Source organism: Undibacterium sp. 5I2, from assembly GCF_035019605.1.
Lineage (GTDB): Bacteria > Pseudomonadota > Gammaproteobacteria > Burkholderiales > Burkholderiaceae_D > Undibacterium.
In genome coordinates this window covers 25,526-51,891 of sequence record NZ_JASJVS010000002.1, presented here as the reverse complement: position 1 = coordinate 51,891, position 26,366 = coordinate 25,526, and the positions used below count along the sequence as shown (strand labels likewise).

The window sequence follows — 26,366 nt, the reverse complement described above, 5'->3', positions numbered from 1 at the left end:
CTACTGTCCGATGGTCAACAGTGTTGCAAACAACTGGCTGGCCAGTTGCATTAATTTTCCAGCCGCCTGATAGGCTTGCTGGTATTTCAATAAATTCGATGCTTCCTCATCCAGATTCACGCCCGATACCGATTGCTGCGCATTCGTGGCATTCTTCAGCAAGGCCGTTTCGGAATCACTGGTGACTTGCACCTCATTGGTTTTATTCCCGATCTGGCTGACGAACTGCGCATACGCGCCCTGTATCGTGGTGGTACCGCCGATGAGACCGGTCTGAGTCTGAATTTTTTGCATCAGCAAGGCATTGCGGTTATCGCCAGTACCGCTGGTATTGGGACCGACATTGAACACATCACCATTGGCCGGTGTGCCAGTGAGACTGAAGCTGACACCACTGTAACTGTAGGTCGCCCCATTACTATAGGGAACCGCGGTGCCGGCCGGATAAGTCGTGGCCGTAGCGCCGTTGGTCACGGTGACATTCGCCGTCGCCGGAAAGCCGCTCAAAGTCGCGGCGGCGCTGTTAAAAGTCAGTTTGGCCGTGGCTACTGGTGTCGACGCCGACAAAGTGAAGCTGTCGCCAGTGCTCGGTGCAGTACCATTATCTTTAATGGAAAAACTCATGCCATTGACGCTGATGGTCGAACCACTGCTATACGGCACGGTGGCAGGTGGCGGGTAATTGGTGGTCACTCCTGCGACCGTCTGCGCCACCGTGGCACCGGCAGGGAAACCGCTCAAACCGGTACCGGCAGTGTAAGTCAGGCTGACCGGCGTGCTGACCGCACTCGCGGCGAAGGAATCATCGGTTTTCACCGCACTGATGCTGGCAGTCAACGATGTACTGGCAGCGGCAACGGCGGAATCGAGCGTGCCGCCAGTGATTTTTCCAGTGCCGGTATTGGTCGAGGGGAAGCTGGTCGAATAGGGCGTGCCGACCGCGAATTTATTCGGGTCTGTCAAGGCGACCGCGAAACTGGAAGCGGCACCGGCAGTCGGACGAATCAAGAAACTGTCGCCAGCCGCCGGTACCGCGGCAGCCGGTGGTGGCGATAATTGAAAATTGACGCCGTCAAAATTAATCGGCAAGCTCGCGGACGATTGCGTGACCCCATCCGACATGCGCGTAACGACGTAGTTACCACCGGCGAATTTTAAATTGTAATCACTGGTCGTGAGCGCGGCAACATTGGTGATCGAGGCACTGATACGGGCTGAACTGACGTTGGTGACATTGGGCGTCGACACCACTGGGTTGATGTTGAAAATATTCGTGCCGGTGGCACCGTTGAGATCTTGTCCAAGGCTTTGCTGCTCATTGATGGCCGTGGCAACGGCCACCGCCACCCGACCTATCGAATTCTGGGTAACGTCCAGTACATTGCTGCGAAAATCATACAAGCCGCCCAGCGTACCCCCGGGTAAGCCGTTTTCCGGAATCGGCACCACTGCGCCGTTCGAGACATAGGCCACTTCGATGCGCGTCGGATCAGTCGGGGAAATCGCCGTTTGCAAGGGATTTGGCACGGTACCCATCACCAGCGGCTGACCGTTACCAATAAAGACATTAAATTGACTCCCTTGCGGAACCACCGACACCGAGGTCATCTTACTTAACTGGGTCACCAGCAGATCGCGTTGGTCGAGCAAATCATTCGGCTGTCCGCCGCTGGAACCGCCCTGCGCCTTGCTGATCGCATCATTCAATTGGGCAATCTGGGTGGCATAGCCATTGATGGTGCTCACGGCCGAGCTGATCTGCCCATTCACATCGGTACTGATTTGGTTGACTTGGTTTTGCAAACCATTGATACGACCGGCCAAAGATTGCGCCGAAGCTAACGCTGCCTGACGTGCCGCAGCACCGGCTGTGCCATTCGGGCTGGTGGCCAGATTTTGTATCGAATTGAAAAAGGTCTGCAAAGCCGGCGACACACCGGCCGTCGGGTCGGCCACCGTCGTATTCAAACCATTGATCTGAGATAGAAAGGCATCGGCCTGCCCTTTAGATGTGGTCGCGGCATTGACTTGCAAAGTGATATATTGGTCATACTGGCGTTGAATTTGACTCACCGACACGCCCTGCCCGACAAAGCTGCCGCCGACATTTTGCGCGGGATTGGCGGTTTGAATCGTCACTTGGCGACTGTAACCAGGAGTTGATGCATTAGCAATATTTTGACCGGTAGTACTGATCCCCAATTGCGCTGCAGCCAACGCCGATTGCCCGATGTTGAGAATATTTACACCCATGATTCAACCTATCTATGTGCTGATGTGCCGATGTACAAAGTAACACCGAACACTATGTTGTCGGTGCAATCGGGAAAAACTTTAATGTTATTGAGGAATAATGCCAAAACAAAAGCTTTCCTCAAGCGGAAAGGTTCTGTTTGATCAAACGACTGAGCTTGTTGGCATACTGCGGATCGGTGGCATAACCGGCTTTTTGCATGCCGACGGCGAAGCTGCTGGCATCCTTGGAATTGGCGATGACATTACTGTAACGTGGATTATTCGACAACATATGGGCATAATCTTTGAAGGCGTCACTATAACTGTCATAAGCCTTGAATTTTTCCACGCGGCGCTGCGCCACCCCATTGACGTATTCGGTTGTGACGGCGTCCACCGTTTTGCCCTTCCAAGCGGAGGTGGCTTTCATGCCGAACACATTGTGACTCTCACTGCCGTCGACGGTTTTAATTTGCTTTTTACCCCAACCAGTTTCCAAGGCGGCTTGGCCGAGCATGAATTTGGCTGGGATACCAGTAGTCTTGCTGGCTTCTTCGGCATGGGCCGCGAGTTTTTTCTGGAATTCACGCGCCGGACTCTCGATGCTGGCTTCGGTCTTGCTGGCGGTGGACGCCGGCTGATCTAATTTGACGTTCTTGAGATAACTGTCGATGGCGCGGGCATTCGATGCCGGTACAGAGCCATCTTGCGTAGCTTGTAACACCTTATTGCCAGCATTGAGCGTCATTTGCTTGACCAAGGCGTCGGCCAAGCCAACCCCACGGTCCGCCATTTTTTGCGTCAGTTGCTGATCGAGCATCGAGGTAAAGGTGCGCGTTTGTTCGTTATCGAAGGGACTGTCCTGACCACCGGCCTGACGCATAGACTTGAGCATCATGTTCATGAACAAGGCTTCAAACTGCTTGGCGGCGGCGCGGATCGATTCCGGCGAATTATCTTTGACCGTGTTTTTCAAGCCATCGAGACTACGTGAGTCTATGGCCAGGCTTTGATCGGAAAGAGCGGGTCCTGCAATCATGATACGGCCTTTATATGATTTCCAATTCCGCGCGCAAGGCACCGGAAGCTTTCATCGCCTGCAAAATCGCCAGCAAATCCTGCGGCGTGGCGCCGATAGAGTTGAGCGCCTTCACCACGTCGGACAAGGAAGTCCCCGCTTTCAACAATTGTAATTGCCCGGCATCTTTGGCGATGGTAATGGTGGAATTGGCCACCGCTGCAGTTTGTCCGGCAGCCAAGGCATTCGGTTGACTGGCGCTGTTATCGGTATTGATGACGACCGACAAATTGCCATGCGCCACCGCGCAGGCGTCGAGCGTAACGGCCTGGTTCATGACGATGGAACCGGTACGGCCATTGAGTATGACTTTGGCCACGGTTTGCGCCGGCGTGACATCAATGCTTTCCAATGCACCGAGAAATGCTACTCGCAGATCGGCACTGAGCGGCGCTTTCACTTGGATCGCGCGGCCATCGAGTGCGGCGGCAGTATCGGCACCGAAGCGGCGGTTGATCGCGTCCACCACCCGACTGGCCGTGGAAAAATCGGAGGTATTGAGTTCCAACTGTATGGTGGACCCCTGCGCCAAGGCATTCGGCACCGCCCGCTCGACGGTGGCACCGGCGGCGATACGGCCGACATCGAGATGATTGACCTGGGCTTTACTGCCGTTGGCAGAAGCACCGACACCGCTGACGAGCACACTGCCCTGCGCCATCGCATAAATCTGACTGTCGGCACCTTTCAATGGCGTCATCAGCAGCGTCCCGCCGCGCAGACTTTTTGCATTCCCCATCGATGACACCGTGACATCAAGGGTTTGGCCCGGCTGAGCAAACGAGGGCAAGCTGGTCGTGACCATGACGGCCGCAACGTTTTTGAGTTGCAAGCTCGTTCCAACCGGCAGCGTCACACCCATTTGCTGTAGCATGCTGACGATGCTCTGCACCGTAAACGGGGTTTGCGTGGTTTGATCACCACTGCCATCGAGCCCGACCACGAGACCATAGCCAAGCAGCTGATTCTGCCGCACCCCAGCCACGCCGGCGAGGTCTTTCAGACGCTCGGCATGCACGGCACCGCTGGCCGTGCCGACCAGCGCCACGACGGCACACAGACGAAGCACAGCAACAGCGTAACGGGATAGGGACGAGATAGTCATGGCTCTGCCAGTTAATTACAGGGGAAGGAAGCTGAGGAAAAAGCGCGTCAGCATGGAAGTCATTTCCGCTTGATCGAGATGCGAAGTCGAGCGGTATTCAAATTTCGCGTCAGCCACTTGGGTCGACGATAATGCATTGCCGGCCGCGATCGTTTGCGGATTAACGACACCGGAAAAACGCACGAACTCGCCACCCTTGTCAAAGCCAAGTTGCTTCTCGCCGCTGACGATCAAATTCCCGTTGGGCATGACATCGATGACGGTAACGGTGATCGTGCCGGAAAAATTATTACTGGCATTTTCGGCACCGGCTTCGCCGAATTTATTCGCACTCGTTACCTTCAAACCACCTTGCGCAGCGGTTGTGGCTGGCATACCGAAAATCTGCGGCGTGGCGAACGAGACGCTGCCCGATTTACTACCCGAAGTCGCCGAAGTTTTACCGGCCGTGGTTTTTTCGCTGAGATTAATCGTCAAGACATCGCCGACCATCCGCGCCTTAGCATCTTCGTATAAAGGCCGATACGAAGCAGTCTGAAAAATCGCTCCATTGACTTCGCGCAGCGGCTTGGCCGATTGCGCCGGCAAACTCATGGGCTGACGCACGATAGGCGTTGGCGTGACGGCGCAGGCGCTTAAGCCGGCGGCGCACAACAACATACAATAGACACTGTTTCTCATGGCGGCTCCTGTCACACTTTACATTTGCGATAAACGCGTCAACATCTGATCGGATGTGGTGATCGCTTTACTGTTCATTTCGTAGGCACGCTGGGTCTGTATCATATTCACCAGTTCGGAAGCGACATTCACGTTCGAGGTTTCGATGTAATTCTGCGCCAACGAACCGGCACCGTTGGTGCCCGGTGTATTCGTCGCTGGTGCGCCGGAAGCGGCGGTTTCGGCATACATATTCGCACCCAAGGCTTGCAAACCGGCCGGATTGATGAAAGTCGCCAGTTGCAAAGAGCCGACCTGTACTGGGTTCACCGAGCCGGGCTGGGTTACCGACACCGTACCATCGAGTCCGACGGTAATACTTTGCGCATTGGCCGGAATCGTGATCGCCGGTTGCACCACGAAGCCACTGGCCGTCACCAATTGCCCTTGATTATCACTTTGAAACGAGCCATCGCGCGTGTAACCGGTAGAACCGTCCGGCATCAGGACCGGGAAAAAACCGTCGCCCTGAATCGCCACGTCTTTGCTGTTACCGGTTTGCTGCAAATTACCCTGAGTAAAAATTCGTTCAGTCGCAACCGGCCGCACCCCGGTACCAAGTTGCAAACCCGATGGCAATTGTGTTTGCTGAGAGCTTTGGGCACCCGGTTGACGTAAAGTTTGGTATAACAAATCTTCGAATACGGCGCGCGAACCTTTGAAACCGGTGGTACTGACGTTGGCGAGATTATTCGAAATCACGTCCATCTGCGTTTGCTGCGCATCCAAACCTGTCTTGGCAATCCATAAGGAACGTATCATTTGTTTTCTCCCTTGACCCTTGACGGCCAATTATCAGTATTCAGTATGCACCAGTCGATCTCAACTCAAAGACAGGATCTGCGTGGCTTTTGTCGCGTTGTTCTCGGCATTCGTCATCAATTTCATTTGCATTTCAAAATTGCGACCGAGATTAATCATCGACACCATGCACTCCACCGCATTGACATTACTGCTCTCGAGCATGCTGCCAGCCACGCTGACCGTTGGATCGGCATCGGCGGTGCTGCCATCTTTGGTTTTAAACAAGCCGTCGTCGCCGCGCACGATATTCGATTCCGGTGGATTGACCAGTTTCAAACGCCCGACTACCTGTATGGAATTCGGTTGCGAACCGCTGGGGATGCTGGAAATCGTTCCATCCTTCCCTATCGTCACCCCCACCCCAGGTGGTATCGTGATCGGGCCACCTTCGCCCAACACATTCAAACCATCTTGGGTTTGTAAGACGCCGTTTTCATCGGTTTTCAAACTGCCGTTGCGCGTCAAGCCTTCCGAGCCATCGGGCTTTTCTACCGCCAACCAGCCGGAACCTTGAATCGCCACGTCGAGCTCGCGCCCGGTCAACTGCAAACTGCCGCCGGAAAAATCGGCCCCGACCGTGGCATCAACCACAAAGGCACGCGTCGGCAATTCACCACCAATCACTGGAACTGCGCGAAACGAATCGAGTTGCGCGCGAAAACCGGTGGTCGAGACGTTGGCAAGATTATGTGCCACCGTCGCCTGTTGTTCCAAAATATGACTGGCACCGGTCATGGCGGTATAGACTAAACGATCCACGGCAGTTTCCCTTCAATCAGCAAACCAGGCATTAACGCAGATTGACCAGCGTTTGCAGTACCTGATCCTGGGTTTTAATGGTTTGCGCATTAGCTTGATAAATACGCTGCGCGGTAATCATGTTGACCAATTCGCCGGTCAGATCGGTGTTGGAATCTTCGGTCGACGATGAGGTCAACACCCCGAGGCTGCCGGAATTCGGCGGGCCGGTCAGGGCTTGACCGGAAGCGGCGGTCTCGGCCCATTGATTGCCACCCAACGATTGCAAACCGTTAGGATCGGTAAACGATGCCAATACCACCTGACCGAGCACCTTGGTCTGACCATTGGTGTAACTGCCGACGATGGAGCCATCCTTGCCGGTATTGAACTTCGATAATTTTCCCGAAGCAAAACCATCCTGCTTCATGGTACTGACACTGAAGGTTGAACCAAACTGGGTGGTACTGGTGTAATCAAACTTGATCGCAATGGCGGCGGTATTGATAGGCGTCACCGCACCGGAAGAGACCGGCACGATCATCTTAAGTGCCTCTGGGCTGGTGGCCGAAAACGATGGCGTCGCGCTTTGCAAAGCACCGAGATTGTTGAAGGCCAGCTTGCCGATCGGGGTCGCCGCCGTGCCGGTCGGCGTCAGTGCGCCGGCGGCATCAAAGCGATTCCCATCAACGGTCGCGTAGACATTCCACTCTATCGTTCCGGCCGTGGCCGGCGGCGTGGTGACCGGATCAACGCGCACATAAAAGGTTTGCAGCACATGCGAGTTACCGAGACTATCATACACCGTGGTCGAGGTCGCATTATTATATGAAGTCGGGGTGGCCGGATCGAAAGCGATCGGCGTGATCACCGGCGGCGTCGTTACCGGCAATTGCGTGCCCGGGACGTTTTCGGTCGAATCAAGATTCATGATCGCATTCGTGACCTTGGTTTGCGCCGGCGCGATATCAGAGGTATTGATATTGATCGGCGCGGCCGCACCGGTCGAGAGCACGCCGTTGACGTCGGCCACATAGCCGGTCAGTTGCGAATTATTCGAATTAGTGATGTAGCCGTTTTTATCGAGTTGAAACTGACCATTGCGCGAATACGTGATCGCGCCATTGGTATTCATACGAAAAAAGCCATTGCCGTTGATCGCGATGTCGAGCGGGTTATTCGAAGAACTGATATTACCTTGTGTAAATTGCTGCGCCACATCCGCCACCCGCACACCGATACCGGCGGTGTTCGCGGCTGCACCACTGAGCGAATTGGCATAGACGTCGGCAAACTGCGTTTGCGCCTGTTTAAAACCGACTGTATTGGCATTGGCAATATTATTACCAATCACGTCGAGCTGCTTGGATGAGGCATTCAAGCCACTTAAACCTTGTTGGAAACCCATAATTTTTCTCCCTGAGATGAAAGCTCAAACCGGCACCGCAATGCGGGCCTCTATGTTTTAGTAAATTTGCACCACATCACTGACATTAATCGCGCCCATATTGCTGGCGAGATTCAATTTCACCCCCTGTGCGCTCGAAGAAACGCTAGCGACCATACCGAATTCCAAATTAGTTGGCGCGACAGTGACGCCGTTATTGGTGGCGCTGACATTGAAGGTATAGTTACCGTCGGGTGCCGTGGCACCGCTATCAGTTTTACCATCCCAGCTCATGCTGTTGGTACCTTGAGCCACCGCACCGAGGGCAATCATGCGCACCACTGCGCCGGAGGCATCAGTCACGGCCACCGAGGCATTGCTGACATTTTGTGGCATCGTCACGCCATACACGGCTTTACCGCTGGTCAAGTTGAGTGTATTCCCATGTGCCAGCACGCCATGACCGATCATATTGGCCGACTGTAAGTTTTGACTGGCTTGAAAGTTGCTGTTGAGGCTATTGACCGAGGCATTCAATTGATTGATCCCGGTCACCGTTGACAATTGCGCTAGCTGGCTAGTCACCTGGGCATTATCCATAGGATTCAAGGGATCTTGATTTTTCATCTGTGTGGTCAGCAAAGTCATGAATTGATTTTGTGCCGACTGCACCGACGTAGCGGTCGAGGTCTTGCCATTCATTGTGGTCAGCAAAGAGGAATCAACCGTATTCGTTTGTATCGTGGACATTCATTTCTCCTAAATGAGTCTTACTGACCCAGGGTGAGCGTTTTTAATAACATGGCTTTGGCCGAATTCATGGTCTCGACATTGTCTTGGTAGGAGCGCGAGGCCGATATCATATTGACCATTTCTTCAACAACATTCACATTCGGCATCGCGACATAGCCTTTTTCATCTGCCAGCGGATGCTTGGGGTCGTACATTAACTTGGGCGGCGTGGCATCTTCGACCACTTGGGAAACCTTGACCCCGGTCGAACTGGTACCTTCGACTGGCGTGGCACTGAACACCACTTGCTTGGCGCGATATGGCTGCCCGTTCGAGCTCGTCACGCTGTCGGCATTGGCCAGATTACTCGAGACCACATTCAGACGCTGTGCCTGAGCACTCATCGCCGAACCGGCTACATTAAAAACATTAAACAGCGACATGATGATTACCCCTGAATAGCCGCAAGCATATTGCGGATTTGCATATTTACCATGGTCAATGCCGCTTCGTAATGCACGCCGTTATCGGCAAACTGATTGCGTTCGACATCCATATCGACGGTGTTACCGTCGACATTGCCTTGCACCATATTGCGATATTGCGGTGTCATACCGGCCGCCGAGCCACTGGCATCGAGATGGGCCGCCGCGGTTTTATTGAGCCCGGCGCTGACCTGGCCATTGTTAGCTTGCAAGGCACCGCTCAAGACGGCTTTGAAGTCGATGTCACGCGCTTTGTAATTCGGCGTATCGGCGTTGGCGATATTCGATGCCAGCAATTGCTGGCGTTGACCACGAACCGACAAGGCGGTTTGTTGAAATCGAAATAAGTCATCCAGTTTAGTCACAATCCACCCCTCCGGTTCGGCCCTGCGGTTTTGTTACGGTTTTCCATCTGTTCCATAATAGGTCAAGCAACACGGCTTCAATTGCTCGATCAAGTAGGGAAAACCAGGCCTATTCGTCACTTCAAGCCGCGCCTCAAGGTTTAAGATGGGTGATCGACCAAGCTTGTGAAAGTCTATTATGTTCAATTACCCGGCAACGCTGCGCCGTTTGGCACTGCTCTGGCTGGCCAGTCTTGCCAGCACCACCATGGCAGCGAATAACATAGCCGAACAGCAAGATCATGAAAGCCTGCGCAATCTGGCTACTGACTACATGCAACAACTGGCCAAGTCGCAAGCCGGTTCAGCCACCATCAGCATCGGTGCGGTCGACCCACGTCTGAACTTGGCTGCATGCGATGCCCTCAGCGCATTTTTGCCAGCGGGCAGCAAAGCCTGGGGCAAGACCACGGTCGGCATACGCTGCGCTGGCCCGGTCGCATGGACGCTCTACTTGCGCGCGAATGTACAGATCACGGCCGACTACTATGTTGCATCCAGAACACTTACGCGCGGCCAAGTATTGACCGCCGATGACCTGAGTAAAATTCGGGGTGAAGTGTCGAACTTTGCCAGCGGCGTGGTCAGCAATCCCGAGCAAGCAATCGGCAAGGCGATCCAGTTCTCGTTAAGCTCAGGCAGCGTGCTGCGCCCCGATGCCTTGAAAAACCCACCGGTAGTGCAACAAGGGCAATCGGTACGGGTAGTCAGCAATGGAGCTGGTTTTCAAGTCACTACCGATGGCCAAGCTCTGAGTAATGCGGCCGAAGGCGAGATGGCGCGGGCCCGTACCAGCTCCGGTCTGACCCTGAGCGGCATCGCCAAAGCAGGTGGAATCATAGAAATCAGCAATTGAATGAAAATTTTTTGCCCTTAATATTAAAGTTTGAAATTACCCAGCCGATAACCGAATTGTAGATGTAGATAATTCCTATCCCAAAGGGTATCGCTGTGAAAATTGATGACACACTGAATAAGACGACGACACTGCCAGTCAGTCCGCCGCCTGTCCGTACCGATAAAGCGCCGGAACGAGTAGCTACTGCTCCGACGCCATCGATCAACGTACAGATTTCTCCGCTTTCCACCCAGTTGCAAGCAATGCAAAGCACTCAAGCGAGCAGCGCTGTATTTGCAAGCAAGAAAGTGGAGGAGATAAAATTAGCCATTTCAGAAGGTCGTTTTCAGGTCAACTCTGAAAAAGTTGCCGACGGCTTACTGGAATCCGTGAAAGATTTACTCAACGCCAGAAAACGTTAAATGACCAGTCCTAGTACGAATGACGCTGCAATTTTGCAGTGTTTGCAAGACGAATATGCCATGATGAGCGCGCTCTCCACCTTACTGAGCGGCGAACAAGCTGCCCTCGTGGGCGGCGATATTGAAGCGCTCAAGCGCAGCAGCGCAAACAAGGCGGAATTACTCAGCAGCATTTCAATATGGGAAAAAAAGCGTGTCGCGCTACTCAGCGCCGCCGCTTACAGCAATGATTTGGCAGGTATGCGCGCGTATTTGGCAGCCCATGCCGAGGCCAGCACGATTCAGTTGTGGGAAGACTTACTGTTGGTTTCGACCGAAGCCAAAGAAAAGAACCGCAGCAATGGCTTATTGATCAGCCGCCGCCTGTCGCAAAACCAGGCTGCACTCGGGGTCTTTCAACAAGGCGGCAGCGCCGGCTCCTTATACGGCCCGAATGGCCAATCCACCATCAAAGCACCAAGCGGCAAAGGCATGGTCGCCAGTTAAGCAGTATTCACGGGCTGCCGGACAGAGCACGACAGCGTGCTACCTGGCCGCAGCAGCCTCAAGCGGCACATCCACCACCGGATCAGGCAAGACCGCCAACACCGTGACACTGACGCGCCGATTGCGCGCACGCCCCTCGACCGTCTCATTACTGCCTAAAGGTAGTTTGGCACCCTGCCCGACGGCACTCACACGCATTTCATCGACGCCATTTTCGGTCAGCAAGCGCGCCACAGTACTGGCACGCACGGCCGAGAGCTCCCAATTAGAGGGGAAAATGGAATTACGTATCGGTAAGTTATCGGTATGACCTTCGACTTGAATCGCGTGGGTATCGATTTTCAATACACTGGCAATAGCGCTTAAGGCCGCAACCGAATCGGGACTCAGGCGCGCCTCACCGGTAGGGAATAATAAGCTGGCATTGATTTCTATGGTCACACCACGACTGGTTTGCGTGACCCTGACCTTACCCTCACGTACCAAGGGTTCGAGCGCGGCCATGATGTCGCGCGCCACACTGGTCATTTTTTCTCGTTCCTTGCGCAAACCCTCATTGGCACGTTGCTTAATCAAAGGCAATGGATCGAGTTTGAGCAGCGGATCGACCGCCGTTGTCGGCAAGGTGCCGACGGTCGGCGGCTTATTGCTGAACGCACCAGTCAATGAATTCGACAAGACCCGGTATTTTCCTTCATTGACAGAAGAAATGGCATACATGACAACAAAAAAAGCAAACAGCAAGGTAATGAAATCGGCATATGACACCAGCCAACGCTCATGGTTTTCCGGCTCTTCGTGAAATTTTCTGCGCGCCATATCGATTTACCTAGCGTCGGTAGTAAGCGACACGCTCTTCGACCACACGCGGGCTATCGCCGAGTGCAATGCTGTAAAAAATATCACACAGCATTTCGCGGCGGGTAATTTCTTTGGCGATAATTTCTTTGAGTTTATTACTGACAGGCAGAAATAATAAATTTGCCAATCCAACGCCGTAAATCGTCGCCACAAAGGCAACAGCGATACCGCCACCCAGGCGCGAAGGATCGCTCAGGTTTTCCATCACATGTATCAAACCCAGCACCGCCCCGAGTATGCCTATGGTGGGCGAATAACCACCGGCCGACTCCCAGATCTTGGCGGCTTGGCGTTGTTCCATTTCATACAGTGAAATATCCACCTCAAGTATATCTTTGAGGCGCACCGGATCGACGCCATCGATAACCAAGCGCAAACCTTTGCTGATGAAGGGGTCGCTCGATGCCGTCATGTAGCGCTCGAGACTGAGAAAGCCTTCGCGACGCGCCACCACGCTCCAGATCAAAGCATCTTGGACGTTTTTACGGCTATTGTCGGGCGGCTCAGAGAGCACCCAGCGGAACATGCGCACGCCCTGGCGGAATGTCGCCAAGCGGCTTTGCAACAGCACCGCCCCCAAGGTACCGAGCACGACGATCACGAAAGCGGCCGGCTGCACCAGCGAAGACAAGCGCCCGCCTTCCATCAATTGGCCGGCACCGATGCCGACCACTACCAGGATCAATCCTGCTAAGCTAGCCCAGTCCACGCCTTCTCCCTTAAAAACGCACGCATCCGCGCCACGGCCTGACTATGCAATTGCGATACCCGTGATTCGGAGACACCCATCACGACACCGATTTCTTTGAGATTCAATTCTTGCTCATAGTACAAGCCCATCAACAACTTCTCGCGCTCCGGCAAACTGTCAATGGCACCGATGACGGCATCACGAAAATCATCATTGAGCAAATCCTGCAAGGGATCGCCAGCGCTGTCTGAACTGTAGTGATCGAGAAAATGCTCTTTGGTGTCGGCATCATGAAAATCTTCGTAATACACCAATTGATGGCCACCGCTGTCACCGAGCAAGTCTTGGTATTCACCGAGTGTCATTTTGAGCGACTTGGCGACCTCCGTTTCGGTCGGCGGACGACCCATTTTCTGCTGCAAAACGTTCATTGCCGTTTCTATCTTGCGCATATTCTGTCTTACGCCGCGCGGCAACCAATCGGTGTTCCGTAATTCATCGAGCATGGCACCACGAATGCGCTGAACGGCATAGGTTTCAAACTGTGCGCCATGGGTATCTTCATAGCGATTGACCGCATCGAGCAAACCAATCATGCCAGCTTGTATCAGGTCATCGACCTCGACACTCGGAGGCAGGCGCGCCTTCAACTGGTAAGCGAGACGCTTAACCAGTGGCGCATGCTCCCTGAGGAGAAAATTTTTATCTGCTTTTCCGCTAGCGGTGTACATAGTAAATTAAATTCCGAGACCGACACCCAACTCAGGTAAGCCGTGCAAACACAAAGTAGAACGTGCCGTCGCGGCAAAACCACGGGCCAGTCGCGAAAACGCCAATGAGGCATGCGCTTTAGGGAAGGCATCGATCACCGATTGTCCCTGATGCGCCGCCTTCCTGACATCTTCATCGTCCGGTACATAACCGACAAAACGCAAGGGCACAGCCAAATAACGACTGGCCGCCTGCGCCATATTCGTAAAAATTAAATTCGCTTCGCGTTCCGATACCCCGGATACCAAGATACTGAAAGAGCGACGACCGAGACGACTGCTGATCCGCTTGATCAAGCCATATGCCGCCTTGATCGCCGCCGGATCGGCCGACACTTGCAAGATCACTTCACTGTCATCGAGTGAAGCGAGCGGAAACGCATCGTCGCTATCGATATCGGCATCGACCACCACCAAGTCATAGCGCTGCACTGCCATATCGAACACACTGGCCAAACGACGCGCCTGTGGCTCCGGCAAACTCGACAACTGCCAGGAATGGCGCGACAACATCGCCACTGACAAGCCGGCCGCGGCGATTTTAACTGCCTCGTGCATTGTACGCTGTTGTTTCGCGACATCCAATAAGCTCATGTCATTTTTGGCATTTAACCATGCACCGATACTGTTTCCTGACGAACGCGCATCAACCATCAAGATCTCACTTCCCTGACGTGCCAAAGAAACGCCGAGATTGACCATCATAGCGCTCTTATCCTCTTCCTCAAGCACCGACAAAAAACTCAGTACGCGCGGTTTCGGACCGGCGAGTAAACGACGCAAACCTTCTGCTTGATCGAAATTAGCCAAGAGACACCTCCCGCACCAAGCTTTGACCGGCGCGTGCCGCACCGGCTATGAGCAAAGGCAATTCTTCATCGAGATAGCGGAAGGCCGCCGTTTCGCGTTTGAGTTTAAAGGCGCGGTCGACCAAGTACTGCTTGTTGGCGACATGTAAATCTTCCGGAACGCGCTGACCGCTGGCCACATAATACAAAGTCAGTTTCTGACGAATCGCGATATCCAGTACCCCACCGATGGTGGCCGCCTCATCGAGCTTAGTCAAAATACAGCCAGCCAAACCACTGCCCTGATACGCCCGTACCACTTCACTGAGCGTTTCACCGGTCGAAGTCGCATTCAAACAGAGCAAGCGCTTGACTTCGGTATTGGCACCCGAGAGCATCGCCACCTGATCAGTCACCATTTTATCGCGCTGACTGACGCCGACCGTATCGATGAGTACCGTATGTTTATTCTTGAGCTCAGACAAGGCGATGCGCAAATCGCTTTCATCTTTCACCGCATGCACCATCACGCCCAAGATTTTTCCATAGATACGCAACTGCTCATAGCCACCGATACGATAGCCGTCGGTGGTGATGAGCGCCAATTGCGAAGGGCCGTGGCGCATCACGCAACGCGCTGCCAGTTTTGCCGTGGTGGTGGTTTTGCCTACACCAGTCGGGCCGACCAAGGCGTACACGCCGCCTTTTTCCAAAATTTCATTTTCATTGTCGATGGCCGACAAATTACGCGCCAAGATCGCTTTAACCCACTCTATTCCCGCTGCGGCAGTCTGATCATCGGGCAACTTGGCGACCAAAAAACGCGACAAACTGGCACTCAAGCCGGTCGCCAGCATTTCCTTCAGTACTTCAGACTTATGCGGTTGGCGTTGCTGGGTTTGACTCCAAGACAGCTCCGCCAACTGCGCCTCGAGCATGCTGCGCATCGAGCGAATTTCACTCATCATGTCGCTCATTTCGGAAGACTTGGGCGCGGCCGCCAGCACTGGTTCAGGCATGCGGATCGCGGCACGCACTGGCGCAGCATACGGCGGCGTGATGCGCGGCGTATCAGGAATGGCGTTGGGCGTGGGGCTTTTGGCGGCCGCTACGGTGCTGGCAGTCTGCGGTGTCAAAGCATGAATAGCGCTGTCATCAATGGCGAGAATTTCGACCTGACCGTCAACATTGCGGTTCGATAAAATCACCGCATCGGCACCTAAGGCCTCGCGCAACAGACGCAATGCTTCACGCGACGTATTGGCTGTAAATTTTTTGACGTTCATGATTGCCCTCCAACAAGGCTGGTAACTCTAATGGTTTTTGTTTCCGGTAATTCGGCGTGCGACAAGACTTTCAATTGCGGTAAAGTCCGGCGTAAAAATTTTGATAACAAGGCGCGCAAAGGTGCCGGCACCAACAACACCGGCGTCATGCCCAGTTGCTCTTGATGCTTGGCCGCGATTTCGGTCTGACTGGTTAAGGTATCGGCCAAGCCTGGCTCAAGCGCTGCACCATCATTGCCGCCGGCATTGAGTGCTTGCATGAGCAAGCGTTCCAAACGAGCGTCCAGCGTCATCACGGTCAACTCATTAGTCGCCGGGAAAATCTGCTGAACAATCGCACGACCGAGTGCAATCCGCACTTGCGCCGTCAATTCAGCGGCATCCTGAGTTTGCACGGCTTGTTCAGACAGGGTTTCGATAATCGTGCGCATGTCGCGGATATGTACGCCCTCGAGCAATAAATTTTGCAAAACTTTTTGCAATACCGATAAAGACAATAATTTCGGCACCAAATCTTCCACCATCTTCGGCATTTCTTTGGCCAAATGATCGAGTAATTGCTGTACCTCTTGACGACCAAGTAATTCCGCCGCATGAGTCGTGATCAAGTGATTCAAGTGCGTGGCAATCACGGTACCGGCATCGACCACGGTATAACCCATCGATTGGGCTTGTTCACGCATGCTGGAGTCGATCCACACGGCTGGCAAACCGAACGCTGGGTCGGTGGTTTCCGGACCAGGCAAAGGACCCGACACCATCCCCGGGTTAATCGCCAAAAACTGCCCGTTCATCGCTTCGCCGGAACCGACTTCGACGCCTTTCAAGGCGATCTTATAAGCCGAAGGTTTTAATTCAAGATTGTCGCGTATATGTACCGGTGGCGACAAGAAACCGACTTCTTGGGCGAACTTCTTGCGTATGCCTTTAATCCGACGCAGCAACTCGCCGCCCTGCGATTTATCCACCAGCGGAATGAGGCGATAACCGACTTCCAAGCCCAGCGTATCGACCGGCAGAATATCTTGCCAAGTAGCCTCTTCCATTTCCTGCGCCACCGGCGCCGGCGCATCGCTCTTGACCGGTTCCTGTGCCGCCGCGGTGGCTTTTTTCTGCACCAAATAGCCGGAACCACCCAACACCGCCGCCAACATAATGAAAGCCACATGCGGCATGCCCGGAATAATTCCCATGCCGCCGACGATGCCGGCGGTAATGAACATCACCTGTGGCTTGGCAAACAGCTGGCCGATCAATTGACCGCTGATATCCTGATCACTGGCCACGCGCGAGACGACGATACCGGCGGCGGTGGAAATGATCAAAGATGGAATCTGCGCCACCAAGCCATCACCGATGGCCAACAGCGTATAGTTTTTCAAGGCTTCGGCAAAATCGAGATCATGCTGCACCATCCCCACCACCAAGCCACCGACGATATTAATCACCGTCACCATGATGCCGGCGACGGCATCACCACGTACATATTTACTCGCACCATCCATGGCACCGTAGAACTCGGCTTCTTGCGAAACTTCGGTGCGGCGACGGCGTGCTTCTTGTTCGGCGATCAGGCCGGCGTTGAGATCGGCATCGATGGCCATTTGCTTACCCGGCATCGCATCGAGTGCAAAACGGGCACCAACTTCAGCGATACGGCCGGCACCTTTGGTCACAACAGTAAAATTAATAATCGTCAAAATCACAAACACCACGATACCAACCGTGTAATTTCCACCGATCAGGAAATGGCCGAACGCTTCAATCACTTTACCGGCCGCATCGGGACCGGTATGCCCTTCGGTCAGCACCACCCGGGTCGAGGCGACGTTGAGCGAGAGACGCAACATAGTACTCACCAACAAGACCGTCGGAAACACCATGAAATCAAGCGGCTTGACCGTGTACAAACTGGTCAGCAGCACGATGATGGCGATGGCGATATTGAAACTGAAAAACACGTCGAGAATGAAAGCTGGCAGCGGCAGCACCATCATCGCCAGCATTAAGATGATCAGCATCGGCGCAGCCAGCGCACGGCCGTTCAAGCCAGCCATCCACAGAGGTAATTTCAGACTGTTCATACGCTAACTCCTGATGCATTATTCGGGTCCAACTCAGCCGGCACATCCAATTTTTCCGGCAACTGCGGGCGCACGCCACCATGTTCACGATAGGTCCGCAACTGATACACATAGGCCAGCACTTCGGCTACTGCGGCGTACAAGGCTTCGGGGATTTGTTGACCCAGTTCGGTATGCTTGTACAAAGCACGCGCCAGCGGCGGTGCGGCCAGCAGCGGAATATTATTTTCTTTACCGATTTCACGAATTTTCGCCGCGATCTCATCAGCCCCTTTGGCCACCACTTTCGGTGCACCGTTACCACCTTCGGTATATTTCAAAGCCACCGCATAGTGGGTCGGGTTAGTGACGATCACATCGGCCGTCGGAATTTCCGCCATCATTCGACGCCGTGCCATTTCGCGCTGTTGTTGGCGAATTTTGGCTTTCATCTGCGGATTCCCGTTGGCTTCCTTGGCTTCCTCGATCATTTCCTGGCGCGTCATTTTCAGCTTGTCAGCGTAGTGCCACATCTGATACGGCGCATCGATGGCCGCAATCAGCACCAAAGCACCGACAATCGACATAAAACACACCAACAACATATGGCCGACGTGGCTGATACCGGCATGCAGAGATTCCAGCGGCAAACCGAAAATCGCCTGCTTCTGACCCATGATGACGATCCACGCGACGCTACCGACGATCAAAGTTTTAATCACTGCCTTAACCAATTCCACCCCAGCCCGTGACGAAACCATGTTCCCGAGACCGGAGATAGGATTCATACGACCGAAATTCGGTGCCAAAGCCTTGGCACTGAACAACCAGCCGCCAATCAGCACCGGCGAAGCCAGCGCCACAATCACCAGTACCCCAGCGACCGGCGCGAAGGCCAGTGCCACCTGAAACAGATTCATGCCGAGCTGACCGATGAGTAAATTGAAATCGTAGGCGCTCGAGCGATCAAACATCAAGCCAGCCGTCAGACTGCGGCTCAGCTCCCGCACCAAGCCATCACCAAGACTCCAAAAAGCCGCGCCGGCAGCCAGTAAAATGGTACAGGTCGACAACTCGCGCGAACGTGGCACATCCCCCTCTTCACGCGCCTGGTCAAGGCGCTTCTGGGAGGCCGGTTCGGTTTTTTCGAGATCGCTTTCTTCGGCCATTGCCGACTCCTGTCATTTCTGAAAAGCAATAAATGCTTTATTCACGCAAGTACACAGGCTTATTATTGACGGGGCAGAGAGAATTGGAAGCGCGGAATAGGCGAGTAAACACCCGCCTATTCAAATTAGTTTCGTATCGGAAACGTGGCCAGCAACAGAATCGGCGCATCCGCGCCGGCTCATTGCCAACTCATTGCCATCTATAGCGCCGCGCATACCAGTGTTTCATGGCTTGGGTCAGCAGCATGTAACAGAACAACAGCGCCAGCAACCAGGGCAAATACCCAGCTGGCAAAGCGACAAACTTGAAATAGCCGGCCAGCGCAGAAAATGGCAAAGCCAAACCACAAACCATCACCGCCGCTGTCATGCCGATCAAGGGCCAAGCGGCGCGACTCTGTATGAAAGGAATTTTACGCGTGCGTATCAAATGCACAATCAGCGTTTGTGACAGCAAACCTTCGACAAACCAAGCCGACTGGAACAGCGCCTGCTGATCGAGCGTATTGATATGAAACACATACCACAACAGCGCAAAGGTCAGCAGATCAAACAAAGAACTGACCGGACCGAAAAACACCATGAAGCGCCCGAGATCGGCCGGATTCCAGCGCTGCGGCTGGCGCAAGAACTCGGCATCGACATGATCGAAGGGAATCGCGACTTGAGAAATATCATAAAACAGGTTTTGCACCAGCAATTGCACCGGCAGCATAGGTAGAAACGGTAAAAAAGCGCTGGCGATGAGCACCGAAAACACATTCCCAAAATTCGAGCTCGCAGTCATCTTGATATATTTAAGCATATTGGCAAAGGTCTTGCGCCCCTCGATCACACCTTCATCGAGTACCATCAAACTCTTTTCCAGCAAAATGATATCGGCCGCTTCTTTGGCAATATCGACCGCGGTATCGACCGAAATACCGATATCAGCCGCATGCAGGGCCGCCGCATCATTGATACCGTCGCCCATAAACCCAACCACGTGCCCATGCTCGTGCAAGACGCGCACGATGCGCTCCTTATCCAGCGGACTGAGCTTGGCAAACACCGTCGTCGCCTGTGCCAGCGGCAGCAATTCGGCATCGCTGAGACCGGCGATATCGCTGCCTAACTGCATACCCTCGACTTCCAGTCCGACTTCGCGACAAATTTTCGCCGTCACCAGCGCATTATCACCGGTCAGTATCTTCACCGTGATGCCGTTGGCGCGCAAAGCCTTCAAAGCCGGCGCGGTCGATTCCTTGGGCGGATCGAGAAAGGCCAGATAGCCGAGCAGCACCAAGTCAGACTCATCGGCGACACCATACGTGGCCTGTGTTACGGCAAACTGACGCCGTGCCACCGCCACCACCCGCAAGCCCTCGGCATTCAATTGAGCCGATACCGCCTGCAATTGCGCCAGCACGGCCGGCGTCAAGGCTGCGACCTGCTCACCATCTTGCACCGCGCTGCAGCAGCCGAGAATTTCTTCCACCGCCCCCTTACAAACCAACAGATGCTCACCGGACGCCTGGCTGACGACGACACTCATGCGGCGACGGCTGAAATCAAACGGCACTTCATCGATCTTGTGACAAGCAGCGGCCAAACGGGCACCGAGCGGCGCATCGACGTGCTCGAGTACGGCGACATCGAGTAAATTTTTCAAACCGGTCTGATAATAACTGTTCAGATAGGCGTACTCGAACACGACTTGTGATGGCTGACCATAGGCATCGAGATGACGTGTCAGCGACACTTTATCCTGCGTCAACGTGCCGGTTTTATCGGTACATAAAATATCCATGGCGCCGAAATTTTGAATCGCATCGAGCCGTTTCACGATCACCTTTTTGCGCGATAAAATCACCGCGCCCTTGGCCAGGGTCGACGTCACAATCACCGGCAACATCTCGGGCGTCAAGCCAACCGCAATCGACAGCGCAAACAAAAATGCTTCGAGCCAGTCGCCCTTGGTAAAACCGTTAATGAAAAACACCAGCGGCGTCATCACCAACATGAAGCGGATTAACACCCAACTGACTTGATTGACGCCGGTCTGAAACGCGGTCGGACCACGCCCAGACGTCATCACCCGGTCGGCCAAGGTGCCGAAATAAGTATGACTGCCGATCGCCAACACCACTGCCGTGGCGGCACCACTGACCACATTCGTCCCCATGAAGCACAGTGTGGCCGATTCCAGCGGCGTCGCCGCGACGGCGGCCTCGGCAAATTTCTCGACCGGCAAGGATTCACCGGTCATGGCAGCTTGACTGAGAAACAAATCTTTCGCCGTCAACACCCGCACATCAGCCGGAATCATATCGCCGGCCGATAATTGCACGACATCGCCAGGCACCAAAAACTTCAATGCCACTTCCAAGCGCTGAGCTGCCGCGCCAGCACTGGCAGCCGGTCGCAGCACGGTAGCGGTATTACTGACGAGCGCCTTCAACTGATCGGCCGCCTTGGATGAGCGGGTTTCCTGCACATAGCGCATCACCGTCGACAGCAGCACCATGGCCAGAATCACGCTGCAAGCCTTGAAATCATCGGTCAGATAAGAAATCGTTGCCAATACCGTGAGCAAGAGATTGAAGGGATTGCGATAGCAAGCCCACAAATGCCACCACCACGGCAGCGTTTTTTGCTGATCGATGACATTCAAACCGCTGACAGCGCGCACGGCCGCGGCCGCGGCTTCAGACAGTCCAGCCGAACTACTGCCCAGCGACTGCAGCAGCGCTGGCACGGCCATCTGGGCAGCGGCGTTCAATTGCTCTTCCTGCAGCGGTGCCAAGTGCTTGTCCACGGCGCTGCCGCTGAGGGTTTCGAGCACCGCGTGGCGTCGAAAATGCCGCCCCAGATCATGGTTACGCACGAAACGCGCGAAAGTTTGTTCAAGAAAATGGCGCGGCATGAGGCTCCGAACAAAAAATTAGTCGAACCCCATTATCAACGCCGAGTGTGACCATTGCGTGAATTTTTTTGCAATACTCAGGCCAATTGTTTACCGTCCCCAACTCCAGTCTCGCTTGAGCTGTCACCGGTGACTATTGCCCGGCTCGTGACGAAGTCGTGCTCGATCGTGAACAAGGCGAGCGCTACAGCACTTTACTTGACATGTTTCAAAAGCACGTCCATGCCGGCGATACCGCCTCCCACTATGTGGCCTGACAGTCGGTAGTACTGAGGGCAGCACTGATTTCACTTTGCAAGCGGCGCCACTCAAGCTTACCGCTGCCCGACTTCGGCAATGCCTCGCGAAAGATAATGCTGCGCGGGCTTTTGTATGCCGCCATATTCTGATGCGCCCAATCAATTAAATCCTGTTCGCTGAGCAAGCCACGCATGGCGGTATGCAGCACCACTACCGCCGCCACGGTTTCACCACGCCGCGCGTCGCTGCGTGCCACCACACACACTTCGCGGATGGCCGGATGCCGATACATCAAGGCCTCGACTTCGGCTGGCCAAACCTTGAAGCCGGCGGCATTGATCATGCGTTTCAAGCGGTCGACCATGAAAAAATAGCCATCTTCATCGATACGCGCCAAATCACCGGTGCGCAAAAACCGTTTGCCATCGAGCTCGATGAAGGCCGCCGCCGTGGCCGCGCTGTTATTCCAATAGCCTCGCATCACTTGCGGACCATGCACGATGATTTCCCCCACGGCCCCAGGCAAGGCCGGCTGCAGCGTATCGGGATCGAGCAAGCGTGCATCGACATCGTAAATCGGAATTCCCAGACACTGCTGCTTAGTACGCTGCGGCGGGTTGATATGGGTGGGTGCAATGGTTTCCGACATACCGTAACCCTCGACATACGGCAAGGCCAGCAAATCCTGGAATTTCTGCGCAATCGCCTGTGGCATCGCCGCACCGCCACCGCTGACACGACGTAAGGAGGATAAATCATAGTCATCAACCCGAGGACTGGCCAACAGATCGACCACCATGGTGGAAATCAATTGCACCGCCGTGACCCGGTAGCGCCGTATGCATTCGGCCGCAGTATCGCGGTCCCAGCGCGCCAACAGCACCAAGGTCGCGCCGATATACAGCGGCCCGTTCATACTGCCCTGCATGCCGGTCACATGAAAAAACGGCAGCGCTGCCAGCGCCACACTGTCTTGTTGGGCACCGAACCACTGCATGCTGGCGACCACGTTATACATCACCGAGGCATGGGTATGCATACAGCCCTTGGGCTGACCGGTGGTGCCGGACGTGTAAGGCATGACGCATAAATCGTCCGGCCCGACGCTGACCGGCGCGGCCTGCAAGTGCGCCGCCAAGGCAGCACTCCAGAGCGTGATGCCGGGGCCAGCCAAGGGCAGTCGTGCGGCCCGGACAAAGTCAGGAATCGTCAGATCACTCGGGACCTCGAGATAGTCAGCATAGGCTGCCACGATAAGATGTTGTAAGCCTTCGGCCAGCAAGGGCTGCATCTGCACTAATAAATCCTGCGGCACGAAGGCCACGCTGGCCGCCGTATCGCTGACATAATGGCGCAATTCCTCGGTCAAGTTCATGGGATTAATCGGTACCACCACCGCACCGAGACGCAGAATCGCATAATAGGCAAGCACGAATTGCGGACTATTTTGTAAGTACAGCAGCACCCTCTCACCTTTGCGCACGCCGCAGTGCTCACTCAAAAAACCAGCCAACAACTCGACTTCATGCGCGAAGCGGCGATAACTGATGTGGGTATCGTAAAAAATCAGAAAAGTTTTATCCGGATAGCGTGCCGCTGCAACCTCAAGATTATGCGGCAGGCTAGTCTGCGGCACCGTCAAACTGTGTGACTGTGTCGGCGGCCAGAAGCGCAAATGTGTCGGCACCATCACGCCGATCCCGCCTGCGCCAAGCGGACTAACAAGGCAGCCGGCTGCCAGAAGCGCGCATCGGCAGCGCCCAAGGCAGCAAATTCCTTCAGCTTGGCCAGCACCGCAGTCCAGCCGATTTGCTCGGCCCAGAACAAGGGCCCGCCGCGGTACGCCGGAAAACCGTAACCGGCTAAATACACCAAATCGACATCCGCGCAGCGCGCGGCAATCCCCTCCTCCACGATCCGCGCCCCCTCATTCACCAAGGCAAACATACAGCGCTCGACAATTTCCTCATCATTGATAGGACGCGCTGTCATGCCGTGTTCACTCCGCACTTGTGCGATCAATTGCGTTACCGCCGCGTCCGGCAAGGCGCTGCGCCCACCCGGCGCGTAGGCGTACCAACCGGCACCACTCTTTTGACCGAAGCGCCCGGCTTCGCACAAACGATCGGCAATGACTGAGCGACGCATGCTCGGATCGGCTGCATATTGCCGTTTGCGTACCGCCCAACCGATATCGAGACCGGCCAGATCGGCCATCCGGAACGGCCCCATCGCCATGCCCCAACGTTCGAGCGCCAGATCGACTTGTTGTGGCGTCGCGCCCTGTTCCACCAGCGCCAGCGCCTGTTCGCGGTAAAAGCGCAACATGCGGTTACCGATGAAGCCGTCGCACACCCCAGACACGACTGCCACCTTATTGATTTTTTTCGCCAACAGCATCACGCTGGCCAAGACCTCGGGCGCAGTCTGCGCGGTGCGCACCACTTCCAGCAAGCGCATCACATGGGCTGGACTGAAGAAATGCAAGCCAAGCACATCTTGCGGGCGTCCGGTGAAGGCGGCGATCTGATTCATATCGAGTGTCGAGGTATTCGAAGCCAGGATTGCACCAGGCTTCATGACCGCGTCGAGTCGGGCAAACACCTGCTGTTTAACGGCCATGTCTTCAAACACCGCTTCAATGACCAAATCAGCTGCGGCAATGTCTTCGTAGCGCAAGGTGGTGCTGAGCAAAACCATACGCGCATCGCGTTCAGCCGTGCTGAGTTTACCGCGAGCCAGCGCGGCATCGTAAGTGTTCAAAATAGTGGCACGACCGCGCGCCAGAGCCTCGGCCTGCATCTCTAACAATAATACCGGGACACCGGCATTGAGAAAATTCATCGCAATGCCACTGCCCATGGTGCCGGCACCGATCACCGCCACCAACGCAATGTTACGCACCGGTGTGGCCGCCGTCACGCCGGCAATCTGAGTCGCCTGCAGTGCCGCGTCAGCAGCGTGGGCTGCCGCTGCCGCAGCGCTGTCTTGACTGGTAGTAAACAAATCCATGCTTGACTCACTCTTCAATTTTATCGCGTCGGCCGCAGCGCTCAACGCCATATAGCGCTGCAAATGGTGATCTTCATCGCCAAACTGATGGTCGATCATGATCAGGCGTTTGGCATAATGCGCCAGTGGCAATTCCCAACTCATGCCCATACCGCCGTGCAGTTGTATACATTCTTCGGCCACCTGTTTTGCTACCCGTCCTATGGTGAATTTTGCCGCCGACAAGGCGCGTGCATCAGCGTAGCCATCGGCAGCAAAACTGGCGGCCGCATTGATAACGGCCGAGCGCGCTTGTTCAATCTCGATATACAGATCGACCATACGATGTTGTAAAGCTTGGAAACTACCGATCAGCACACCGAACTGCGTGCGTGTCTGCAGGTAGCTCAAGGTCGCCTGCTTGGCCGCTGTCATGGCACCGAGCGCCTCTGCGCACAAAGCCAACAGCGCTCTGCCGGTACAATAATCGAGTATCTCGGCCGCGGCACCGGTGCAAGCTAGCAGTGCCGTGGCCGGCAAGATCAGATGATCGAACTGCAATCGGCTGAGCGTGCCGCCTTCGATTTGCGCACCGTGCTGCAACGTCAAACCAAGCGCAGTGCGCGGCACCACAAATAGGGAAATCCCTTCGCGTTCGTGGTTGGCACCTGCAGTACGCGCCGAAACGATGAAGCTATCGGCCGACTCGGCATGTTGTACCAAGACTTTGACACCGTCGAGCTGCCAACCCTCGGCATGGGCTTGGGCCCGACAAGCGACTTGCCAATCTTCATAATGGCCATCGGCTTCCTGATGGGCCCAGGCGGCCTGCGCTTGCCCTGCCAGCAGTGCCACCAAATAATCTTGTTGAAGCGGGCTGCCGGCGCGCGCCAAAGCGCTGCCGCACAGCAGCGTACTCAGCAATGGCAGACGCAGCAAGGCTTGACCGGCGGTTTCGAACACCAGCATCACATCAAACGCACTGCCACCGAGGCCGCCGCACAGCTCATCAAACAACATCGCCGGCGCACCGAGTTCGATTATCTGCTGCCACTGCGCGCTGCCGGTCGACGCCATCTGGCTGGGTGTAGCGTGTTGGGAAAAATAGCGCTGCAAGCTGTCGGCCAGCATGCGCTGCTCCTGATTGTATTCAAAATTCATACCATAC

At 54.8% G+C, this 26,366-nt stretch carries 23 protein-coding genes; 3 read left to right on the top strand and 20 right to left on the bottom strand.

The features are described 5' to 3' along the window. The 10 genes from flgK to flgB form a co-directional block, all read right to left on the bottom strand. Positions 1 to 2,253 carry a flagellar hook-associated protein FlgK gene (flgK, locus tag QN359_RS01150; RefSeq protein ID WP_322247976.1) on the bottom strand — a complete coding sequence of 751 codons (2,253 nt, stop codon included), beginning with the start codon at positions 2,251 to 2,253 and terminating at the stop codon, positions 1 to 3. Between the two features lie 121 nt (positions 2,254 to 2,374). Further along, a complete protein-coding gene (gene flgJ, locus QN359_RS01145; protein ID WP_322247975.1) occupies positions 2,375 to 3,274 on the bottom strand; it encodes a flagellar assembly peptidoglycan hydrolase FlgJ in 900 nt (299 codons plus the stop codon). A gap of 10 nt (positions 3,275 to 3,284) precedes the next feature. Continuing rightward, a complete protein-coding gene (locus tag QN359_RS01140) occupies positions 3,285 to 4,418 on the bottom strand; it encodes a flagellar basal body P-ring protein FlgI (RefSeq protein ID WP_322247974.1) in 1,134 nt (377 codons plus the stop codon). Between the two features lie 15 nt (positions 4,419 to 4,433). Beyond that, a complete protein-coding gene (locus QN359_RS01135; protein ID WP_322247973.1) occupies positions 4,434 to 5,099 on the bottom strand; it encodes a flagellar basal body L-ring protein FlgH in 666 nt (221 codons plus the stop codon). 18 nt (positions 5,100 to 5,117) lie between these two features. Continuing rightward, positions 5,118 to 5,900: a flagellar basal-body rod protein FlgG gene (gene flgG, locus QN359_RS01130; protein ID WP_322247972.1), complete on the bottom strand. Its 783-nt coding sequence runs from the start codon at positions 5,898 to 5,900 to the stop codon at positions 5,118 to 5,120. A gap of 60 nt (positions 5,901 to 5,960) precedes the next feature. Further along, on the bottom strand, positions 5,961 to 6,701 hold the full coding sequence (gene flgF, locus QN359_RS01125; RefSeq protein ID WP_322247971.1) for a flagellar basal-body rod protein FlgF: 741 nt from the start codon (positions 6,699 to 6,701) through the stop codon (positions 5,961 to 5,963). Between the two features lie 31 nt (positions 6,702 to 6,732). Continuing rightward, complete coding sequence (gene flgE, locus QN359_RS01120; RefSeq protein ID WP_322247970.1) at positions 6,733 to 8,088, bottom strand: flagellar hook protein FlgE; 1,356 nt, start codon at positions 8,086 to 8,088, stop codon at positions 6,733 to 6,735. Positions 8,089 to 8,145: 57 nt separating this feature from the next. Next, complete coding sequence (locus QN359_RS01115) at positions 8,146 to 8,817, bottom strand: flagellar hook assembly protein FlgD (protein ID WP_322247969.1); 672 nt, start codon at positions 8,815 to 8,817, stop codon at positions 8,146 to 8,148. 20 nt (positions 8,818 to 8,837) lie between these two features. Continuing rightward, positions 8,838 to 9,242 carry a flagellar basal body rod protein FlgC gene (gene flgC / locus QN359_RS01110; protein WP_322247968.1) on the bottom strand — a complete coding sequence of 135 codons (405 nt, stop codon included), beginning with the start codon at positions 9,240 to 9,242 and terminating at the stop codon, positions 8,838 to 8,840. A gap of 5 nt (positions 9,243 to 9,247) precedes the next feature. After that, complete coding sequence (gene flgB, locus QN359_RS01105; RefSeq protein WP_322251107.1) at positions 9,248 to 9,652, bottom strand: flagellar basal body rod protein FlgB; 405 nt, start codon at positions 9,650 to 9,652, stop codon at positions 9,248 to 9,250. A 175-nt stretch (positions 9,653 to 9,827) separates the two neighbouring features. Between flgB and flgA the strand changes: the two genes are divergently transcribed. The 3 genes from flgA to QN359_RS01090 all read left to right on the top strand — a co-directional run bounded on the left by flgA (position 9,828) and on the right by QN359_RS01090 (position 11,434). Beyond that, complete coding sequence (gene flgA, locus QN359_RS01100) at positions 9,828 to 10,544, top strand: flagellar basal body P-ring formation chaperone FlgA (RefSeq protein ID WP_322247967.1); 717 nt, start codon at positions 9,828 to 9,830, stop codon at positions 10,542 to 10,544. A 95-nt stretch (positions 10,545 to 10,639) separates the two neighbouring features. Next, entirely contained in the window at positions 10,640 to 10,948 is a 309-nt protein-coding gene (gene flgM / locus QN359_RS01095; protein ID WP_322247966.1) for a flagellar biosynthesis anti-sigma factor FlgM, read from the top strand. Then, positions 10,949 to 11,434, top strand: a complete 486-nt coding sequence (locus QN359_RS01090; RefSeq protein WP_322247965.1) for a flagellar protein FlgN — start codon at positions 10,949 to 10,951, stop codon at positions 11,432 to 11,434. A 39-nt stretch (positions 11,435 to 11,473) separates the two neighbouring features. On the opposite strand, the gene motD is transcribed toward QN359_RS01090, so the two are convergent. The 10 genes from motD to QN359_RS01040 all read right to left on the bottom strand — a co-directional run bounded on the left by motD (position 11,474) and on the right by QN359_RS01040 (position 26,359). Next, positions 11,474 to 12,253, bottom strand: coding sequence for a flagellar motor protein MotD (gene motD, locus QN359_RS01085; protein WP_322247964.1), 780 nt, complete (start codon positions 12,251 to 12,253; stop codon positions 11,474 to 11,476). 10 nt (positions 12,254 to 12,263) lie between these two features. After that, positions 12,264 to 13,004, bottom strand: a complete 741-nt coding sequence (locus QN359_RS01080) for a flagellar motor protein (protein ID WP_322247963.1) — start codon at positions 13,002 to 13,004, stop codon at positions 12,264 to 12,266. Then, complete coding sequence (locus QN359_RS01075; RefSeq protein ID WP_322247962.1) at positions 12,986 to 13,717, bottom strand: RNA polymerase sigma factor FliA; 732 nt, start codon at positions 13,715 to 13,717, stop codon at positions 12,986 to 12,988. The genes QN359_RS01080 and QN359_RS01075 overlap by 19 nt, the downstream gene beginning before the upstream one ends. A gap of 6 nt (positions 13,718 to 13,723) precedes the next feature. After that, positions 13,724 to 14,566: an antiactivator of flagellar biosynthesis FleN protein gene (locus tag QN359_RS01070; protein WP_322247961.1), complete on the bottom strand. Its 843-nt coding sequence runs from the start codon at positions 14,564 to 14,566 to the stop codon at positions 13,724 to 13,726. Continuing rightward, a complete protein-coding gene (gene flhF / locus QN359_RS01065) occupies positions 14,559 to 15,830 on the bottom strand; it encodes a flagellar biosynthesis protein FlhF (RefSeq protein WP_322247960.1) in 1,272 nt (423 codons plus the stop codon). Before flhF ends, QN359_RS01070 begins: the two co-directional genes overlap by 8 nt. Beyond that, a complete protein-coding gene (flhA, locus tag QN359_RS01060; protein ID WP_322247959.1) occupies positions 15,827 to 17,914 on the bottom strand; it encodes a flagellar biosynthesis protein FlhA in 2,088 nt (695 codons plus the stop codon). The genes flhF and flhA overlap by 4 nt, the downstream gene beginning before the upstream one ends. After that, complete coding sequence (gene flhB / locus QN359_RS01055; protein ID WP_322247957.1) at positions 17,911 to 19,062, bottom strand: flagellar biosynthesis protein FlhB; 1,152 nt, start codon at positions 19,060 to 19,062, stop codon at positions 17,911 to 17,913. Before flhB ends, flhA begins: the two co-directional genes overlap by 4 nt. A 190-nt stretch (positions 19,063 to 19,252) precedes the next feature. Then, on the bottom strand, positions 19,253 to 21,967 hold the full coding sequence (gene mgtA / locus QN359_RS01050) for a magnesium-translocating P-type ATPase (RefSeq protein ID WP_322247956.1): 2,715 nt from the start codon (positions 21,965 to 21,967) through the stop codon (positions 19,253 to 19,255). Positions 21,968 to 22,211: 244 nt separating this feature from the next. Continuing rightward, a complete protein-coding gene (locus tag QN359_RS01045; protein WP_322247955.1) occupies positions 22,212 to 23,897 on the bottom strand; it encodes a long-chain fatty acid--CoA ligase in 1,686 nt (561 codons plus the stop codon). After that, positions 23,897 to 26,359, bottom strand: coding sequence for a 3-hydroxyacyl-CoA dehydrogenase NAD-binding domain-containing protein (locus QN359_RS01040; protein ID WP_323493172.1), 2,463 nt, complete (start codon positions 26,357 to 26,359; stop codon positions 23,897 to 23,899). The genes QN359_RS01045 and QN359_RS01040 overlap by 1 nt, the downstream gene beginning before the upstream one ends. Between the last annotated feature and the right edge of the window lie 7 nt (positions 26,360 to 26,366).